We start from the raw sequence: 18,424 nt of genomic DNA on the forward strand, positions 1-18,424 counted from the left end.
CTTTTTTGATGTTACGTATTTCTTAGTATGATTTACTTGGCTGGTTTAAGGCCTGCGTTCACATCTAAGATATCTTGCTCGCTCAGAGTACCTACTGCTTGGCGCAGTTGCAGTACGCTTAGGATGTAGTCGTAACGTGCGTTTGATAGGCTCTTGTTCGCGTCATATAGGCGACGTGTTGAGTCTAATACGTCAACGATAGTACGCGTACCTACATCAAAACCCGCTTCGGTTGCTTCTAGTGCTGATTCTGCAGAGATAACAGTTTGCTCGTAAGCGCGCAATGCACCAATTGAAGCGCTGATGTTGTTGTTAAAGGCACGAACATCTTTAACTACACTACGGTAAGTGGCTTCTAGATCTTGGCTTGCCGCGACGTAACCAAATTCAGCTTGTTTAGTGGCTGATGTTACTGCGCCACCAGTGTATAGCGGAACGTCAAGTTGTAGGCCTAAATTTAAGTTATCGGAGTCTGTGCTGTTCATATCGCTATCGATATCAGTAAGCGTGTAGCCTCCGCTAAGTCCTAGTGTTGGCAAGTGCCCAGAGCTAGCATTAGCAATGTTTTCTTTGGCAATATCTTGCTTAATACGGCTAGATAATAGGCTAAGGTTAGTTTTCTGAGCGTCTTCAACTAACTGGTTAATTGCAACAGATGTTTTGCTTGCAGAGAAGCGCTTGGTGTCTAACACTTCTAGATTAGTATGTTCTTGGCCAGTGATCTCACGTAGACCTTCATAGCTGTTAACTAAATCATTTTGTGCTAGAACTTCGTCTGCCAGTACTGAGTCGTATTGTGCTTGTGCGTCATGAACGTCAGTAATTGCCGATAGGCCCACTTCAAAACGTTGTTTGGTTTGTTCTAGTTGGCGAGCAACCGCGGCTTTTTCTGCTTGAACGAACACTAGGTTATCTTGAGCGCTTAGAACGTCAAAGTAAGCTTGTGCAACGCGCAAAATTAGCGCCTGTTGAGTAGCCGCGTAGGCTGCATCAGCTTGGCGTGCAGACATTTCTGCAATATCAAGCGTAATCCAGCTAGAGCGGTCGAATAGCTCTTGGGTAAAACCTACACTGGCTTTCCAGCCGTCGCTATCTGTCGATAGGTTATGGTTTTCACCACGATTAATCTCATAGCCCGCCGTCAAAGATATCTGAGGTAATAGCGTTGCACGAGAAGACGTAATCGCTTCAAAAGCTTGGTCACGCGTTGCTGCTGCGCTAAGTAGCGTAGGATCGTTGTCCTTTGCTTGGTTGTAAATTTCTGTCAGCGTATCTGCCCAAGCAGAAGTGCTAAGACTACCGAGTGCTGCACTGATAAAAAGTGGAAGCAGTTTTTTCATGGGTTCGATCCCTGCCAAATAAAAAGAGGTCAATTGTTCAAGAGTTTAACTCAAATTGACGCTAATTCACTCTAAACTTTGCATTCTTTTACAAATAATTGTCCAGCTGTGCAATAAAATCAGGCTCAACCTAAAAAAATCTAGAAAAATTATACAAAAAGTTGAAGTGTGTCGATGGAACAAGCGCTGTTCTCTGAGTAAACTATTAGATTCACTGACAGAGGTGCAAAATGCAACAGGCTGACGATCAATCTCCACAGTTTACAAGCGAAGATGTCGAAATAATCTCAAAAGAGACGCTTTATCAAGGCTTTTTCAAAATGGTTAAGTACCGATTCAAGCATAAACTGTTTGAAGGCGGTTGGAGCCAAGAGATTGATCGTGAGATGTTTGAACGTGGCCATGCAGCGGCATTGTTGCCTTATGATGCCAAAACCGATCAAGTGGTTTTGGTCGAGCAAATTCGAGTGGGTGCACTTGAACATGCGCAACCTTGGCAGCTAGAAATTGTCGCTGGGATTATTGATCCCAATGAAAGCGCCCAAGATGTCGTGCGCAGAGAAGCACAGGAAGAGGCCGGAATTGAGGTGGCAAAGTTGGCCAAAGTGACCTCTTATTATCCTTCTTCTGGTGGCTGCTCTGAAAAATTGGATGTCTTTGTTGGTGAAGTCGATGCAAGCACCGCGTACGGCGTTCATGGTTTAGACTATGAAGGTGAAGATATTCGTGTGCATGTGGTAAGTCGTGAGCAGGCTTATCAATGGGTAGTTGATGGCCGATTTGAAAATGGTGCGTCGATTATTGCCTTGCAATGGTTACAGCTCAATTATCAGCGTTTGAAGAGCGAATGGGACAACTAGCCAATAGAAAACCGTATCATGTTGATTTAGCAGAGTTGATGCGTGTGTATGAAACCAACTATGCAAAATTGAATGCACTGTTGCCGACGCAACCGAGTGTCGGTGATGTACGTTGCTATCAAGCGGCGAGCATGTCTTATCAAATACTCGTGGGAGAAGTCACAAAGTACACAACTTTGGTTGATATTTGTCAAAGTGATGACGTTCCAGTATTTCCATTGCCGAAAATGTCTGTCAGGCTCTACCACGATGCTCGTGTGGCAGAAGTGTGTAGTAGTGATTATTTAAATCGAGTTAAGGCTCGATACGATTACCCGAATGATAAAATGGTTCAAAAAGATGAGAAAGCTCAATTGAATCGTTTTTTAGGGGATTGGTTATCGTTTTGTTTAAAGCATGGCATTAGCCGTTCGCCACTAAATATCTAGGTTTTAGTTTTGAAAGTTTCGTCAAGCTCATCAGTTACAGACACTATCAAGTTAGTGCAGATTACCGATACCCATCTGTTTGCCGCAGAGGACGGGAGTTTGCTTAGCGTGAATACTAATGACAGCTTTTTAGCCGTTGTCGAAGCCGTGCGTCAGCAAGGTTTTGACTTTGATGCTATTCTCGCCACGGGCGATATCTCTCAAGATCATACCGATGTGTCGTACCAACGTTTTGCGCAAGGCATTGAGCCGTTGGAAAAACCGTGCTTTTGGCTTCCGGGCAACCATGATTACAAGCCAAGTATGGGAACGGTATTACCCTCAAATCAGATCGTACAAGCAGAACATTCGTTGTTGGGTGACCATTGGCAGATGATTTTGCTCGACTCTCAAGTTGAAGGGGTGCCTCATGGCCGCTTGAGTCAGCAACAGTTAGATTTACTTGATCATCAATTGAGTTTGCATCCTGAACGTCATAGTTTGGTTTTACTGCACCATCACCCGGTGTTAGTTGGCAGTGCTTGGTTAGATCAGCACACCTTAAAAGATGCCGATGAATTTTGGCAAGTGGTGGCAAAGCATAATAATGTGCGTGCTATTTTGTGTGGTCATGTACACCAAGATATGCAGAAAGAATTCAGTGGCGCGACTGTGATCGCGACGCCATCGACCTGTGTGCAGTTCAAGCCTAATAGCGATGACTTTGCTTTAGATACTTGTTCTCCGGGCTGGTGAGAGCTAACCTTGTACCCCGATGGTCGATTTGAAACACAAGTCCAGCGTCTTGCTGGCGGTTTATTCTTGCCCAATTTTGATTCAAGCGGTTACTAATTTCGCCGCTTGAGCTTATCTTACTTTGAGAGTTCTGCGATGAAACCTTCACTATTGCTTTATATTCACGGCTTTAACAGTTCTCCCTTGTCACATAAAGCCAATGTGATGAAGCAATATTGTGCGCAGCATAGACCCGATATCAAAGTGGTTATCCCTCAACTTCCTTGTTTTCCTCAGCAGGCGGCAGAGCACCTCATCAGCCTGATTGAACAATATCAACCGGATTATCACATTGGCTTGGTTGGGAGTTCGCTTGGTGGCTACATGTCAACTTGGCTCAACGCTCAATTTGGTTTTAAAGCGGTACTGGTTAACCCTGCGGTTAAACCTTATGAATTATTGATGGATTATCTTGGTGAACAAGAAAATCCCTACACACACGAACATTATGTTTTACACGAACACCACATTGATGAGCTAAAAGCTCTCGATGCTGTTCAATTAAGTAACCCTAGTGATTTTTGGCTTTTGCAACAAACAGAAGATGAAGTATTGGATTATCGCCAAGCGGTCGCCAAGTACGCGTTAGCAAAACAGACCGTCGAACAGGGTGGTGATCATAGCTTTGTTGAGTTCGAACGTTACCCACAACAAATCATCGAATTCTTAAAGTTGTAGCCCGAAGTTAATGGTTTTCTTCTACGATTGAATTGTGGTTTTTTTTGCCATTCATTGAGGGAAGAGTCATAAATTTGCTTGTTACTTACGTATCTCACTTGACATAAACTGGTCTCTTCCAGACTATGTTCCCCTTGTACTATTGCAGTTGAAAAACGCTGAGAGATTCAGCGTTTGTGACGTTTTTTAACCAATGTCACCTAGGCTGACTAAGCGCTCTGCATGGTAACCATTAAATCTCTATAACGATAATTCCGTATTATGACTGAACAATATAATGCTGGAGCCATTGAGGTTCTTAATGGCTTGGAGCCAGTACGTCGCCGACCAGGGATGTATACGGATACAGCGCGTCCAAACCATTTAGGCCAAGAAGTTATCGACAACAGTGTCGATGAAGCGCTCGCCGGACATGCCTCTAAGGTACAAGTTATTCTTCATGCCGATCAATCATTAGAAGTTATTGATGATGGCCGCGGCATGCCTGTAGATATACACCCAGAAGAAAAAATCTCAGGTGTGGAGCTGATTTTCTGTAAGCTGCATGCTGGTGGTAAGTTCTCGAATAAAAATTACCAGTTCTCTGGTGGTCTTCACGGGGTGGGTATCTCAGTAGTAAACGCCCTATCTAAACGTGTTGAAGTTGCGGTAAAACGTGACGGCCAGATCTATGAAATGGCGTTTGAACACGGTAATAAAGTTGAAGAGCTGACCGTAACAGGCACATGTGGTCGCCGTAATAAAGGCACCAGTGTACATTTCTGGCCAGATACCAGTTATTTCGATTCACCGAACTTCTCTGTGACGCGCTTGGTGAACAACCTACGTGCCAAAGCGGTTTTGTGCCCAGGCTTAGAAATTACCTTTTCTGACAAAGTAAACAATCAAGAGCATCGCTGGTTCTACGAAGATGGTCTAACCGATTATTTAGCTGAAGGCGTAAAAGGCTATACAGTCTTGCCTGAAGTGCCATTTACTGGCGAGTTCTCTGCAGAAACGGAAGCGGCACACTGGGCGGTCATTTGGCAACCTGAAGGCGGTGAGATGATCACCGAAAGCTACGTTAACCTGATCCCTACCGCTCAAGGTGGTACTCACGTTAATGGTCTGCGCCAAGGTTTGCTTGATGCCATGCGTGAGTTCTGTGAATTCCGCAATTTGCTCCCACGTGGAGTGAAGTTAACCGGTGATGATGTATTTGACCGTTGTTCTTATGTTCTCTCGGTTAAAATGCAAGATCCTCAGTTTGCAGGCCAAACCAAAGAACGCCTTTCTTCTCGTCAAACGGCAGCATTTGTCTCTGGCGTGGTGAAAGACGTGTTTAGCTTATGGTTAAACGAGAAGCCTCAGTTGGCTGAGCAATTGGCGGAAGTGTGTATTGCCAATGCCCACCGCCGTATGCGTGCAAGTAAGAAAGTCGTACGTAAGAAAATTGCCTCAGGTCCTGCGTTGCCAGGAAAATTAACCGACTGTTCGGTACAAGATCTTAACCGCACTGAAATCTTCTTTGTGGAAGGGGACTCGGCAGGCGGCTCGGCTAAACAAGCCCGTGATCGTGAATTCCAGGCGGTCATGCCATTGCGCGGTAAGATTTTGAATACGTGGGAAGTGGCTGCTGATCAAGTGCTTGCATCACAAGAAGTGCATGACATTTCTGTGGCTTTGGGTATTGACCCTGATAGTGATGATTTAAGCGGATTGCGTTACGGTAAAATCTGTATCCTTGCCGATGCGGACTCGGATGGGCTGCATATCGCAACACTATTGTGTGCGCTATTTACCCGCCATTTCCGAACGCTGACTGAAGCGGGTCATATTTACGTAGCGATGCCGCCACTTTACCGCATCGACTGTGGCAAAGAAGTATTCTATGCCCTTGATGATGACGAGAAAGAAGGTGTACTTGAACGTCTATCGAAGAAAAAAGCCAAAATCAACGTGCAGCGATTTAAAGGTCTGGGTGAGATGAACCCACTTCAGTTGCGCGAAACCACCATGGACCCGAATACGCGTCGTCTTGTTCAGTTAACCATTGATGACAATGAAGCGACCATGGAAATGATGGATATGTTGCTAGGTAAAAAGCGTGCCGACGATCGTCGCGCATGGCTGCAACGCAACGGCGATTTGGCAGAGGTTTAACGAATGTCTACAGAAATTACCTTTGATGGCGTTGAACAGTTGCCAATGCGCAAGTTCACTGAAGACGCTTATCTAAACTATTCGATGTACGTAATTATGGACCGTGCGTTGCCGTATATTGGCGACGGTTTGAAACCGGTTCAACGACGTATTATCTATGCCATGTCGGAGCTTGGTCTTTCGGCATCGGCAAAGTATAAGAAATCAGCACGTACCGTTGGTGACGTGTTGGGTAAATACCATCCTCACGGCGACTCTGCGTGTTATGAGGCGATGGTATTGATGGCTCAGCCATTCTCCTACCGTTACCCATTGGTTGACGGTCAAGGTAACTGGGGTGCGCCTGACGATCCAAAATCATTCGCGGCAATGCGTTATACCGAAGCAAAACTGTCAAAGTTTGCGGAAGTTTTGCTTGGCGAATTAGGCCAAGGCACGGTGGAGTGGCAACCAAACTTTGACGGCACGATGAAAGAGCCGCAAATGTTGCCAGCACGTTTGCCACATATCCTGCTAAATGGTGTTACCGGTATCGCAGTTGGTATGGCGACCGACATTCCGCCACACAACGTGCGCGAAGTGGTCGATGCGACAATTCACATGATCGATAATCCAAAAGCGGAATTATCCGATGTGATGCAATTTGTTAAAGGCCCTGACTACCCGACTGAAGCCGAAATTACCTCGCCAAAAGCGGAAATTGAAAAAATTTACCGCACCGGCCGTGGCAGCATTAAGATGCGCGCGGTATGGCATAAAGAAGGTTCAGACATTGTCATCACGGCGCTGCCGCACCAAACTTCTGGTGCGAAGCTGCTTGAGCAAATTGCCAACCAAATGCGTGCGAAGAAGCTGCCAATGGTCGACGATCTGCGTGATGAGTCGGATCATGAGAACCCAACTCGTATCGTGATTGTGCCACGCTCAAACCGTATTGATTGCGATCAGTTGATGAATCACCTGTTTGCTTCAACGGATCTTGAAAAGAGCTTCCGCGTTAACTTGAACATGATTGGTCTTGATAATCGTCCTCAAGTTAAAGGCTTAGTACAAATCCTATCTGAGTGGATTGAATTCCGCCGTGATACCGTAACACGTCGTCTACAATATCGTCTTGATAAAGTGATGGCTCGTCTGCACATCTTAGAAGGTTTGCTGGTTGCGTATCTCAACCTTGATGAAGTGATTGAGATTATCCGTACTGAAGATGATCCGAAAGCGGTGTTAATGGCACGCTTTGGGGTTTCTGACATTCAAGCGGATGCGATTTTAGATATCAAACTTCGTAACTTAGCGAAGTTAGAAGAGATGAAGATTCGCGGTGAACAAGACGAACTCGAGAAAGAGCGCGAAAAATTAGAGCAGTTGTTAGGTTCTGAGCGTCGTTTAAATACTTTGCTGAAGAAAGAGATCAAAGCCGATGCTGAGAAGTATGGTGATGATCGCCGCTCTCCATTAATTGAGCGAGCTGAAGCAAAAGCGATGACTGAACGTGATTTGGTTCCAAGTGAGCCGATTACTGTTGTACTGTCTGAAAAAGGCTGGATTCGTCATGCCAAAGGCCATGAAGTTGATGGCGAGAGCTTGAGCTACAAGTCTGGTGACCAATACCTTGCGCATGCGCGTGGTAAGAGTAACCAGCAAGCGGTGTTCTTAGGCAGTGATGGTCGTAGCTATTCATTAGAATCGCATTCATTACCATCCGCTCGTAGCCAAGGTGAACCCATTACCGGACGCTTAAATGTGGCGCCAGGTACATCGATTCGTCAAGTGGTGATGGGCGAAGATGATCAGCTATGGCTGATTGGCTCTGATGCGGGTTATGGTTTTGTGTGTAAAGGCGCAGAGTTACTGTCGAAGAACCGCAGCGGTAAGGCGTTGGTGAGTTTACCGCAGAATTCACAAGTGATTGTGCCACAAACCATTAATGACTTAGAAAATGATGAAATCTTAGCGATCACTAACCAAGGCCGTATGTTGTTGTTCCCAATTAAGGAACTGCCACAATTAGGTAAAGGTAAGGGTAATAAGATCATCAATATACCAGCGGCGAAAGCGAAAGAGCGTGAGGAAATTGTTTCTCACCTAATTTCTATTCCGCAAAATAGCACGGTTACCCTGTATGCTGGTAAGCGCAAGCTGGGCTTGAAGCCGTCAGATTTGGAAAACTTCCGCGGAGAACGTGGTCGTCGTGGTGGTTTATTACCAAGAGGACTACAGCGAGTCACCAGTATTGAAGTTGAGGTGGCAACGGACACCAGCAATGAAATGCCTGCTGATGGTGAATAACCAACCCAGATAATCAAAATCCCAGCCATTGGCTGGGATTTTTGTTTTGTGCTTTGATTAAGTTTTTATTGGAAAAAGCGCTTGGAAGAGTCATCGCGCTTATGGTGATCACTGGCCGCTATTCGCGCGTGTCTTCCATTATGGTGACGGGGATAGTCAACTCTTTGCCTTTACGTAAAACCAATAAATCAACAGTGGTACCGGGTCTTAAATCCGTGACCATTTCCATCACGCTTTGGCGGCCGTTGATTTTTTGCCCGTCGATTTTTAGGATCACGTCTTGTGCTTGGAAACCTGAATTTGCCGCTGGGCCATTGGGGTCTACACCCAACACCACGATACCGCCGATATGTTCATTACCTAACAACCGAGCCGTGACCGGAGTGATATCTTGTCCATCGATACCGATATAACCACGAATGACTCGACCATCAGCGATAATCTTGTTCATGATGACGTTAGCTAACGAGTAGGGAATCGCAAATGAGATACCATAGGTTTCAAGCTCAGTCGCTTGTTGGAATGAGGCGGTGTTGATACCTACAAGCTCGCCTCGAGTGTTGACTAACGCACCACCAGAGTTACCTTCGTTAATCGCAGCATCGGTTTGGATAAACGCTTGGCGACCATCGGCGCTGATAGAAGATCGGCCTGTGGCGGAGATAATGCCAAAAGTGGTTGTTTGACCGAGATTGTATGGGTTACCAATCGCCAATACCACATCGCCCACTTTGGCTTTGTAATCTGGGTTGAGTGGAATTACCGGTAGATTTGAACCTTCCACTCGCAAGATCGCAATGTCTGTGCGGCGGTCTTTTCCAACCAACTGTGCGGCGGCAGCGCGTCCATCTTGCAGTGCTACAATGATCTGGTCTGCTTGAGCGACCACATGGTAGTTAGTGATGATGTAGCCTTTCTCACTAACAATGACTCCAGAACCAAGTCCTTGAGTCAGCAGCTTAGAGCGATCATCTTCGGTGTATTTGCGGCTATAGATATTGACGACAGCCGGTGCCGCTCTATGGACCGCTTCATTGAACGATAGCTGCATTGAAGCAATATTGCTGACTGGATTGGTGATGTTCTCAGGCAATATATTGGTGCGAAGAGAAGGCACGGCTATCAATAGCAACGCCGCGGTGGCTAAACCTAGCCCTACAGAACGTAAAATAAAACCGAGCATACTATCCCTAAAATCAATGTCATACAGGCAACAAACAATCAAGGATAGCATTATATAAAAAGGACAGCGAATTTCTCCGTTGTCCTTTTAAATCAATATCGCGTTTTACTGCTTCGCGAGGACAACGCCTGATGTGAGTTGTCCTCGTGTTTTCTCATGAAAGCTCTTCATGGAAGCGCAAGTTGTGGGAATTAACGTACCACCAGATAGATGGTGCGATTGTCACGTTGGATGTTCAGAGCTAAGACCCCCGATTGCTTTTCTACCACTTTACGTAACTCGCCGAGATTTTTCACTCGTTGGCGATTGACGCCAACAATGATATCCCCAGCGAGCAGTTGATAAGCTTCGGCAGGTGAGCCAGTTTCAACTGAAGAAACTTTGACACCTTGCACGCTATCACTGGCGTTGGTGTTAGTTAGGTTGGCGCCTGTTAAGCCTTGATGCAGTTTTTCGGCGCTCGCCTTAGCATTTTGTTGTTCACCGAGAGTGACATTCATAGATTTTTCTTTGCCATCGCGAATGATGCCTAAGGTGACTTTCTTACCTGCGCCAAGTGTGCCTATTTTTGCTCTTAATTCATGGAATGAGCTAATGGTTTTGCCATTGATAGAGACGATAATATCACCGGCTTGAATGCCAGCTTTATCGGCGGCGCTATCGACCACTACTTGGCTGACAAATGCCCCTTTACTTGATTCATACCCCAGCGCTTCGGCCAGTTCAGAAGTTACTTCGCCACCTTGCACACCGAGCATGCCGCGTTTTACTTCACCAAACTCCAAAATTTGCTCGGTTAAGTTCTTCATCATGTTGGAAGGAATGGCAAAACCTATTCCGACGTTACCGCCATTAGGACCAAAAATTGCGGTATTAATACCAATCAATTCACCATTGAGGTTGATCAGTGCGCCGCCAGAGTTACCGCTGTTGATCGCCGCATCGGTTTGAATGAAGTTTTCAAAGTTTTCTAAGTTGAGGCCACTACGACCGAGAGCAGAAACAATACCGGATGTGACGGTTTGTCCGAGACCAAAAGGGTTACCAATGGCCACAGTGAAATCACCGACACGAAGTTTATCTGAGTCAGCCAGTTCAATTTGAGTCAGGTTTTTAGCTTGTTCTAATTTGAGTAGCGCGACATCAGACATTTCATCGCCACCAATTAATTCCGCATCGTACTCGCGGCCATCATGTAATTTGACGCGAATTTTTTCCGCCCCTTTGATGACATGGTAGTTGGTGACAATGTGGCCTTGCTTAGCATCAACAATAACGCCAGAGCCAAGGCCTCTAAATGGTTGCTCTTGCTGCTGCTCCGCGGGGAAGTCTGGACCGAAGAAAAAACGGAATTGATCAGGAATTCGTTGTTTGGCGACATGAGTGCCTTCAACATCAATACTAACAACTGCCGGGGTCACCCGCTCTAGCATTGGAGCCAAACTTGGTAACTGCTCTCCACCAACGGCTAAAGGCAGCGCGGCTGTCGCGGGTAGAGGTGTGATGATGGCACTGATGCTTAAAGAGAGGACAGTTAAAGCAAGTAAAGGTTTGTTCATCAAATAACTCCTATACAGTGAAGACCGATTTCAGTGATAACGATTCGGCTTGATCTTGATTTGTTTACAGTAAATCAATTGCTATGTATGGAAGTATGACTGAGAAACTCCAACAAAGTTCACTGGGAACCTTGTTGGAGTTGGGGATTATTATGACGCTTTAGCAGTGGTATCTTCTGGTGAGTGAAGAATGTCTTTTTTCTGTTCGCGCAGCAGGCCTGTGGCACCAGAGGCATAATCTTTTGGTGCTTCGTCATTAGACTCTGCGGTTTTACTTTCACTTTGGGTGCTGTTTTGAGAAGCAATTTTTTGCGCGAAAGGATTGTCTTGTTCCGGCATGTTTGGCAGCAATTCTGCTGACGTTTTTGCCATGTGCTGGTAGAGACGAGTGTACTCTTTACCAAGTGAGTCGAGCATTTCTGCGCTTTGCGCAAAGTGATCTGACAATTCTTGTTTTTGTTGTTCTAACTGGAATTTCGCAGTTTCTAGATCTTTGTGGAGATTTTTTTGTTTCTTGTATCCCGGGGTAGTGAAGCGCGAGATGATAAAACCAAGAGCTGTTCCTGCAAGCAGGCCAACAAGGGCATAAATCCAAGGCATAGTTACTCCTTATTATTTTAGTTTAACATGCTGTTTACTAGTTGATTACAGATGCTCGTTGACCATGTTACTATGAGACCTTAAACCAATAAAGAAAAATGCGTGTGACTCTATCCAATGATTCTGCAGTAAATATCAACAGCCGGTTTCAGGATAGTTAAGTGCTGCAGTGATATAAGGTCTAGCCATGACACCATTACAACGCTATCAACAAGATGTTGAGAACAATGGTTTTCAAAAAGATGATGCCCAACTCCAAGCGGTTCAGGCGCTTGATTCGCTATACCATCAAATGGTCACTTATATAGAGACACCCGTCGTCGTGACACCTAAATGGAAATCATGGTTAGGTAAAACACCGGCGCCACCAGAAGCGCCTAATGGGCTTTATTTTTGGGGGGGCGTTGGGCGCGGTAAAACCTATTTAATGGACACCTTCTTTGATGCGCTGCCGATTGAAAAAAAAATGCGCGTCCACTTCCACCGATTTATGTTGCGTGTGCATGATGAATTGCGCGGCCTAAATGATGTGAGTGACCCGCTTGAATCTGTCGCCGATATTTTAAAACAAGAAGCGGAGATCATTTGTTTCGATGAGTTCTTTGTGTCTGATATTACTGACGCCATGATCTTAGGCACCTTGTTCCAAGCGCTATTTCAACGAGGAGTCGTATTGGTGGCGACCTCAAATATCCCACCTCATGATCTCTATCGCAATGGGTTGCAGCGCGCGCGTTTCATGCCTGCGATTCAGTTAATTCAAACTCACTGTGATGTGCTCAATGTCGATAGTGGGGTGGATTACCGTCTGAGAACATTAGAACAGGCGGAGATATACCATTACCCGTTGGACGCTAAAGCGCGTGAAAATCTTGACCTTTATTACCAGCAGTTGATTGGGGAAGGGAAAGCATCGGTTTCGGCTATTGAGATTAATCATCGCCAAGTGACGGTACTAAAAGCAGCAGATGGTGTTCTGCACGCGACTTTCGCTCAGTTGTGCCAAACCGCGCGTAGCCAAAATGATTACATCGAAATTTCTAAGATTTACCATAGTGTATTGTTGGCGGATGTTATCCAGATGCATCAATTAGTCGATGATGCAGCAAGACGCTTTATTGCTTTAGTGGATGAGTTCTATGAGCGAAACGTGAAATTGATTATTTCGTCGCAAGTGCCATTAGAGCAGCTTTATACTGCGGGAACGTTGGAATTTGAGTTTAAACGTTGTTTATCACGCCTAACGGAAATGCAAAGCCACGAGTATCTTGCTAGAGAGCACTTGGCATAAAGGCTGGATGAAATTTGCAGTAAAGAAAAAGTCATATTTTTATTTAAAAAAGAGGTGATTTTTTCAACTCACTTCTCTATAATCTTGCGACCCACCGTTACTGCAGGTCATTTTTGGATGAATTTCCAAGGTTTTGACCAAGAGTGCCACCCACTCGAAGGGGTGATGACTGGGCTCTTAGACAGTGGGAGCATAACTGCTCCTTTAAGTTTAAATTTAATTTAACGGGTTATTATTAGCATGAAAACTTTCGTTGCTAAACCAGAAACTGTAAAACGCGACTGGTATGTTGTAGACGCTGAAGGTAAAACTCTTGGCCGTCTAGCAAGTGAAATTGCATCTCGCCTACGTGGCAAACACAAAGCTGAATACACTCCTCACGTTGACACTGGTGATTACATCATCGTTATCAACGCTGAGAAAGTTACTGTAACTGGTAACAAAGCTAAAGGTAAAGTGTATTACCGTCACACTGAGTTCCCTGGTGGTCTTAAATCAATCACTTTTGAAAAGCTGATTGTTAAGAAACCAGAGATGGTTCTTGAACTTGCTGTTAAAGGTATGTTGCCACGTGGTCCTCTAGGCCGCGCTATGTACCGTAAGCTTAAAGTTTACGCTGGTGCTGAGCACAACCATGTTGCTCAACAACCACAAGTTCTAGACATCTAATCGGGGATTTCGAAATGGCAGAGAATCAATACTACGGCACTGGCCGTCGCAAAAGCTCAGCTGCTCGTGTTTTTATCAAACCGGGTACTGGCAACATCGTAATCAACAAGCGTAGCCTTGATGAATACTTCGGTCGTCCAACTTCTCGCATGGTTGTTAAACAACCTCTTGAGCTAGTTGAACTAACTGAGAAACTAGACCTATACGTTACTGTTAAAGGTGGCGGTATTTCTGGTCAAGCTGGTGCGATCCGTCACGGTATCACACGCGCTCTAATGGAATACGATGAGTCTTTCCGTCCTGCTCTACGTGCAGCTGGCTACGTTACTCGTGACGCTCGTTGCGTTGAACGTAAGAAAGTTGGTCTACGTAAAGCACGTCGTAAACCACAGTTCTCTAAGCGTTAATCTTTTTACAAAGATTTCGCTTCCAGTATTACTGGAATGTGGTTTCAAAGCCTGGCTTATGCCAGGCTTTTTGTTTTTCTGCGTTCTAAAATCTCTTTTCCCAATCTTCCCTTCCAAATTAGTTGTTTTCTGTGTTCTTCTTTTGTGACGACATTGGCGTTTGTATCCTTAAATGTTACAAATAAGTAGCTTTACCTTGTCAGAAAGTGGGGTTTTATTTATCATTTGCCATCAAATAAATACAACAAACTTAATTTGTTAGCCATGCTCTTTGGTAAGGAATAACAAGAATCCAAAAGGAGCAAATGGGAGAATGTTTGGATGAGCAATGCGCCTTTAAATAACGGTCGTAGACGTTTTCTAACCGCCACAACAGCTGTTGTGGGTGGGTTAGGGGCCGCTGCGGTTGCCGTTCCTTTTATTAAATCTTGGAACCCAAGTGAAAAAGCAAAAGCAGCAGGAGCCCCAGTTTCCGTTGATATCGGCAAGCTAGAAGAAGGGCAAATGGTGCGTGTCGAGTGGCGAGGCAAACCTGTATGGGTTGTACGCCGCGCTCAAACTGTCGTTGATACATTAAAAGAACTGGATGGGCAGTTACGCGATCCTTCCTCTGGGGAAGAGCAGCAACCGCTGTATGCGCAAAATGCTTACCGTTCTATCAAACCTGAATACTTTGTTGCCGTTGGCATCTGTACCCACCTTGGTTGTTCTCCTACCTATTTGCCTGACAGTTTTAGTGAACAAGTTCAGGGGGTTAAATCTGGTTTCTTCTGCCCATGTCACGGCTCTAAATTTGATATGGCTGGTCGAGTATTCCAAGGGGTACCGGCACCGCTAAACCTAGTCGTACCTAAGCACATGTATCTGAGCGATACCAAGATCATGATCGGTGTTGATGAAGAAGGGGAGGCATAATGCAAGCTCTACTTGATTGGGTAGAAAAACGCTTACCCGCAATGAACGCGTATAAGAAACACCTTTCTGAATATCCGATGCCGAAGAACTTTAACTTCTGGTATTTATTTGGTTCACTTGCGATGTTAGTGCTGGTTAACCAAATCCTGACGGGTATTTGGTTAACGATGAACTACGTACCATCGGGCGATGGTGCTTTTGCATCGATTGAATACATCATGCGAGACGTTGAGTATGGTTGGTTGCTGCGTTACATGCACTCAACTGGCGCTTCCGCGTTTTTCGTTGTGATCTATCTGCACATGTTCCGTGGTTTGATCTACGGCTCTTATCAAAAGCCACGTGAGTTATTGTGGGTGTTTGGTATGTTGATCTTCTTAGTGCTGATGGCTGAAGCCTTTATGGGTTACCTACTACCTTGGGGACAAATGTCGTACTGGGGTGCTCAGGTAATTATTTCGTTGTTTGGTGCGATTCCGGTGATTGGTGATGATCTGACACTGTGGATTCGTGGTGACTACGTGATCTCTGGCGCAACGCTAAACCGTTTCTTTGCTCTACACGTTATTGCGCTACCAATAGTGTTACTGCTGCTTATTGTGCTGCACGTATTGGCATTGCATGAAGTAGGCTCGAATAACCCTGACGGTATTGAAACCAAATTGCCTAAAGGCAGCATGGGTGATGACTACCAAACACAATTCAAATTCCATGACTACTATACCAAGAAGTATGATGTCATTGATTCCATCCCGTTCCACCCATACGGAACGGTTAAGGACTTGGTTGGTGTAGCTGGTTTCTTATTCTTATTCTGCTACGTGTTGTTCTTCAACCCAGAGATGGGCGGTTACTTCCTTGAGCCACCTAACTTTGAAGCTGCAAACCCACTGAAAACGCCAGAGCACATTGCGCCAGTTTGGTACTTCACACCATTCTATGCCATCTTGCGTGCGGTTCCTGACAAGCTGTTAGGTGTTATCGCGATGGGGGCTTCTATCGCAGTGTTGTTTGTTCTGCCTTGGTTGGATCGTTGTAAAGTACGTTCATACCGCTACCGCAGTAAGTTCCACTTATTCAATATTATTCAGTTCACCATCTGTTTTGTTGCATTGGGTGTTTTGGGTGCGTTGCCTGCAACGGCGCTGTACACATTACTTGCGCAAATCTTTAGCTTAGGTTACTTCATGTTCTTCGTATTGCTGTATTTCTACAGTAAGAATGAAGCCACGAAACCACTACCAGAGAGGGTGACATTCAAATGAAAAAGTGGATTGTAATTTTATTTGCAATGTTGCCATCTTTGGCTATGGCAGCCGGTGCGAATGTACCATTAGATAAAGCCAACAATGATTTGACCGACCAAGCATCACTGCAAAATGGTGCAAAATTGTTCATGAACTATTGTTTTGCTTGTCACTCCGCTCAATACCAACGTTATGAGCGTGTCGCAACGGATATCGGTATTCCGCTCGATCTAATGAAAGAAAATTTGGTCTTTGATCCCAATGCCAAAATTGGTGACTTGATGGAAAATGCCATTCCAGATGAGTCTGCCGCGAAATGGTTTGGTGCTCCGCCACCAGATTTAACCTTGGTAGCGCGCGTGCGCGGTACAGATTGGTTATACACTTATTTACGTTCTTTCTATGCCGATCCTGCTCGTCCATTTGGGGTGAACAATATTGTTTTCCCAAGTGTAGGTATGCCACATGTACTTGAAGAGCTACAAGGTATCCCTCTACCAATCATTGAAACTAAGATGGTTGATGGCGAAACGGTTGAAACGGTTGTTGGCGTTGAATCTGACGGAACTGGTGAGTTAAACCAAGAAGAGTACGATCAAGCGGTGCGTGATTTGGTCAATTTCTTGGAGTACTCCGGTGACCCAGTCAAACTTGAACGCCACGCTTTAGGCTGGTGGGTAATGGCCTTCTTAGTGATCTTCACTATAGTTGTCGTGCTGCTCAAGAAAGAGTATTGGCGTGATGTGCATTAAATATGCTATCATACAGCGCTAAATACCATATTTAACATTTAACAATGGAGGCTTAGCCTCCATTGTTGTTTTTATTCCTGTAAGTGTGCTGGAGGGCTCCATGGCTGTAGCTGCCAATAAACGTTCCGTGATGACTCTATTTTCAAGTGCATCTGATATGTATAGCCATCAGGTACGTATTGTTCTTGCTGAAAAAGGCGTAAGCGTTGAGGTTGAGTTAGTTGACGAAGCTAACCTACCTGCGGAATTGATCGAGCTGAACCCATACAAAACGGTTCCTACTTTGGTTGATCGTGAGCTTGCTCTTTACGATTCAAAAATCATCATGGAATACCTAGATGAGCGTTTCCCTCATCCACCACTAATGCCTGTTTACCCTGTTGCTCGTGGTAACAGCCGTCTAATGATCTACCGTATCGAAAAGAACTGGTACTCACTAGCAGAGAAAGTGGTTAACGGTACTGCTGAAGAATCTGAAGCTGCACGTAACAAACTTCGTAACGACCTTCTGACTCTAGGCCCAGTCTTTGCAGAATATGAATACTTTATGAGCGAAGAATTCAGCCTTATCGATTGTTACCTAGCGCCACTACTATGGCGTCTCCCTCAACTAGGTATCGAGTTGGTAGGCCCTGGCTCTAAAGAATTGAAAATCTACATGAACCGCGTATTTGAACGTGATTCATTCTTAGCTTCATTGACTGAAGCTGAGCGCGAAATGCGTCTATTGCGTTAATAGGCGTTTAATGGATATTTCGAACATGACACCACGCCGCCCATACATGCTGCGCGCATTTTATGAGTGGCTAGTGGACAACGACTTGACACCGCATCTAGTGGTTGCAGCTACACTGCCAGGTGTTCGTGTACCGCAAGAGTTTGTCCAAGACGGTCAGATTATTCTTAATGTTGCACCACGTGCAGTCGGCAACTTGCAATTAGGTGATGATGAAGTCACTTTTAATGCTCGCTTTAGCGGCCGTCCTCATGTGGTGGTTGTACCGCTCTATGCTGTACAAGCTATTTACGCTCGTGAAAATGGTGCAGGCACTATGTTTGAACCAGAAGATGCGTACATGGATTCATTTGATGAGATTGAAGAAGAGTTCATCGAAGAGATGGATGAGATCAGCAATCTATCATTAGCAACAGAAAGTGTTGAGACTGCTTCTGACGATTCAGATGATGAACCGCCAAGACCAAAAGGCCGTCCTAGTCTTCGTGTCGTTAAGTAGATAAGTACAAAAAAAGCAGCGTAAGCTGCTTTTTTTATACCTAATGATCACTCGA

The 18,424-nt window shown here is 45.1% G+C and carries 17 protein-coding genes and 1 pseudogene; 14 read left to right on the forward strand and 4 right to left on the reverse strand.

Annotated features, from left to right (window positions below):
* Positions 1–32 precede the first annotated feature (32 nt).
* On the reverse strand, positions 33–1,340 hold the full coding sequence (gene tolC / locus RH85_RS01015) for an outer membrane channel protein TolC (RefSeq protein WP_006710321.1): 1,308 nt from the start codon (positions 1,338–1,340) through the stop codon (positions 33–35).
* 230 nt (positions 1,341–1,570) lie between these two features.
* Between tolC and nudF the strand changes: the two genes are divergently transcribed.
* The 6 genes and pseudogenes from nudF (at position 1,571) to parC (ending at position 8,511) form a co-directional block, all read left to right on the forward strand.
* Positions 1,571–2,200 (forward strand): ADP-ribose diphosphatase, encoded by a 630-nt coding sequence (gene nudF / locus RH85_RS01020; RefSeq protein ID WP_006710322.1) that lies wholly within the window; start codon positions 1,571–1,573, stop codon positions 2,198–2,200.
* Positions 2,188–2,628 (forward strand): DUF1249 family protein, encoded by a 441-nt coding sequence (locus RH85_RS01025; protein WP_006710323.1) that lies wholly within the window; start codon positions 2,188–2,190, stop codon positions 2,626–2,628. Before nudF ends, RH85_RS01025 begins: the two co-directional genes overlap by 13 nt.
* Positions 2,629–2,637: 9 nt before the next feature.
* Positions 2,638–3,459 (forward strand): annotated as a pseudogene (cpdA, locus tag RH85_RS01030) (3',5'-cyclic-AMP phosphodiesterase).
* A 39-nt stretch (positions 3,460–3,498) separates the two neighbouring features.
* The gene (gene yqiA / locus RH85_RS01035) at positions 3,499–4,080 is read left to right on the forward strand and encodes an esterase YqiA (protein ID WP_006710325.1); all 582 of its coding nucleotides are present in this window, start codon (positions 3,499–3,501) and stop codon (positions 4,078–4,080) included.
* Between the two features lie 261 nt (positions 4,081–4,341).
* Positions 4,342–6,222, forward strand: a complete 1,881-nt coding sequence (gene parE / locus RH85_RS01040; protein WP_006710326.1) for a DNA topoisomerase IV subunit B — start codon at positions 4,342–4,344, stop codon at positions 6,220–6,222.
* Positions 6,223–6,225: 3 nt separating this feature from the next.
* Positions 6,226–8,511: a DNA topoisomerase IV subunit A gene (gene parC, locus RH85_RS01045; RefSeq protein WP_006710327.1), complete on the forward strand. Its 2,286-nt coding sequence runs from the start codon at positions 6,226–6,228 to the stop codon at positions 8,509–8,511.
* A 118-nt stretch (positions 8,512–8,629) separates the two neighbouring features.
* Here the strand turns inward: parC and degS are convergent, their stop codons facing one another.
* From degS to zapG, 3 genes are all read right to left on the reverse strand, one after another.
* Complete coding sequence (gene degS / locus RH85_RS01050) at positions 8,630–9,694, reverse strand: outer membrane-stress sensor serine endopeptidase DegS (protein WP_006710328.1); 1,065 nt, start codon at positions 9,692–9,694, stop codon at positions 8,630–8,632.
* A gap of 191 nt (positions 9,695–9,885) precedes the next feature.
* Entirely contained in the window at positions 9,886–11,253 is a 1,368-nt protein-coding gene (locus RH85_RS01055; protein ID WP_006710329.1) for a DegQ family serine endoprotease, read from the reverse strand.
* A gap of 150 nt (positions 11,254–11,403) precedes the next feature.
* Positions 11,404–11,853, reverse strand: coding sequence for a Z-ring associated protein ZapG (gene zapG, locus RH85_RS01060; protein ID WP_006710330.1), 450 nt, complete (start codon positions 11,851–11,853; stop codon positions 11,404–11,406).
* Positions 11,854–12,040: 187 nt separating this feature from the next.
* Here zapG and zapE point away from each other — a divergent pair, with 187 nt between their 5' ends.
* The 8 genes from zapE (at position 12,041) to sspB (ending at position 18,369) form a co-directional block, all read left to right on the forward strand.
* Complete coding sequence (gene zapE, locus RH85_RS01065) at positions 12,041–13,144, forward strand: cell division protein ZapE (protein ID WP_006710331.1); 1,104 nt, start codon at positions 12,041–12,043, stop codon at positions 13,142–13,144.
* 240 nt (positions 13,145–13,384) lie between these two features.
* On the forward strand, positions 13,385–13,813 hold the full coding sequence (rplM, locus tag RH85_RS01070; RefSeq protein WP_005594047.1) for a 50S ribosomal protein L13: 429 nt from the start codon (positions 13,385–13,387) through the stop codon (positions 13,811–13,813).
* 14 nt (positions 13,814–13,827) lie between these two features.
* Positions 13,828–14,220 carry a 30S ribosomal protein S9 gene (gene rpsI / locus RH85_RS01075; protein WP_005594049.1) on the forward strand — a complete coding sequence of 131 codons (393 nt, stop codon included), beginning with the start codon at positions 13,828–13,830 and terminating at the stop codon, positions 14,218–14,220.
* Positions 14,221–14,541: 321 nt separating this feature from the next.
* On the forward strand, positions 14,542–15,135 hold the full coding sequence (gene petA, locus RH85_RS01080) for a ubiquinol-cytochrome c reductase iron-sulfur subunit (RefSeq protein ID WP_006710332.1): 594 nt from the start codon (positions 14,542–14,544) through the stop codon (positions 15,133–15,135).
* The gene (locus RH85_RS01085; protein WP_006710333.1) at positions 15,135–16,400 is read left to right on the forward strand and encodes a cytochrome b; all 1,266 of its coding nucleotides are present in this window, start codon (positions 15,135–15,137) and stop codon (positions 16,398–16,400) included. The genes petA and RH85_RS01085 overlap by 1 nt, the downstream gene beginning before the upstream one ends.
* Positions 16,397–17,134, forward strand: coding sequence for a cytochrome c1 (locus RH85_RS01090; protein ID WP_006710334.1), 738 nt, complete (start codon positions 16,397–16,399; stop codon positions 17,132–17,134). Before RH85_RS01085 ends, RH85_RS01090 begins: the two co-directional genes overlap by 4 nt.
* Before the next feature lie 100 nt (positions 17,135–17,234).
* On the forward strand, positions 17,235–17,870 hold the full coding sequence (gene sspA / locus RH85_RS01095; RefSeq protein ID WP_005594053.1) for a stringent starvation protein SspA: 636 nt from the start codon (positions 17,235–17,237) through the stop codon (positions 17,868–17,870).
* 10 nt (positions 17,871–17,880) lie between these two features.
* Entirely contained in the window at positions 17,881–18,369 is a 489-nt protein-coding gene (gene sspB / locus RH85_RS01100; protein WP_006710335.1) for a ClpXP protease specificity-enhancing factor, read from the forward strand.
* Positions 18,370–18,424: the final 55 nt, after the last annotated feature.

The sequence above is a fragment of the Vibrio ichthyoenteri ATCC 700023 genome (genome assembly GCF_000222605.1).
In the GTDB taxonomy this organism is placed as follows: Bacteria; Pseudomonadota; Gammaproteobacteria; order Enterobacterales; family Vibrionaceae; genus Vibrio; species Vibrio ichthyoenteri.

Coding starts and splice junctions, on each gene's coding strand:
- parE (WP_006710326.1), top strand. CDS start 4,342: ATGACTGAACAATATAATGCTGGAGCCATTGAGGTTCTTAATGGCTTG.
- rplM (WP_005594047.1), top strand. CDS start 13,385: ATGAAAACTTTCGTTGCTAAACCAGAAACTGTAAAACGCGACTGGTAT.
- zapE (WP_006710331.1), top strand. CDS start 12,041: ATGACACCATTACAACGCTATCAACAAGATGTTGAGAACAATGGTTTT.
- sspA (WP_005594053.1), top strand. CDS start 17,235: ATGGCTGTAGCTGCCAATAAACGTTCCGTGATGACTCTATTTTCAAGT.
- RH85_RS01025 (WP_006710323.1), top strand. CDS start 2,188: ATGGGACAACTAGCCAATAGAAAACCGTATCATGTTGATTTAGCAGAG.
- petA (WP_006710332.1), top strand. CDS start 14,542: ATGAGCAATGCGCCTTTAAATAACGGTCGTAGACGTTTTCTAACCGCC.
- parC (WP_006710327.1), top strand. CDS start 6,226: ATGTCTACAGAAATTACCTTTGATGGCGTTGAACAGTTGCCAATGCGC.
- RH85_RS01090 (WP_006710334.1), top strand. CDS start 16,397: ATGAAAAAGTGGATTGTAATTTTATTTGCAATGTTGCCATCTTTGGCT.
- sspB (WP_006710335.1), top strand. CDS start 17,881: ATGGATATTTCGAACATGACACCACGCCGCCCATACATGCTGCGCGCA.
- RH85_RS01085 (WP_006710333.1), top strand. CDS start 15,135: ATGCAAGCTCTACTTGATTGGGTAGAAAAACGCTTACCCGCAATGAAC.
- RH85_RS01055 (WP_006710329.1), bottom strand. CDS start 11,253: ATGAACAAACCTTTACTTGCTTTAACTGTCCTCTCTTTAAGCATCAGT.
- tolC (WP_006710321.1), bottom strand. CDS start 1,340: ATGAAAAAACTGCTTCCACTTTTTATCAGTGCAGCACTCGGTAGTCTT.
- yqiA (WP_006710325.1), top strand. CDS start 3,499: ATGAAACCTTCACTATTGCTTTATATTCACGGCTTTAACAGTTCTCCC.
- nudF (WP_006710322.1), top strand. CDS start 1,571: ATGCAACAGGCTGACGATCAATCTCCACAGTTTACAAGCGAAGATGTC.
- degS (WP_006710328.1), bottom strand. CDS start 9,694: ATGCTCGGTTTTATTTTACGTTCTGTAGGGCTAGGTTTAGCCACCGCG.
- rpsI (WP_005594049.1), top strand. CDS start 13,828: ATGGCAGAGAATCAATACTACGGCACTGGCCGTCGCAAAAGCTCAGCT.
- zapG (WP_006710330.1), bottom strand. CDS start 11,853: ATGCCTTGGATTTATGCCCTTGTTGGCCTGCTTGCAGGAACAGCTCTT.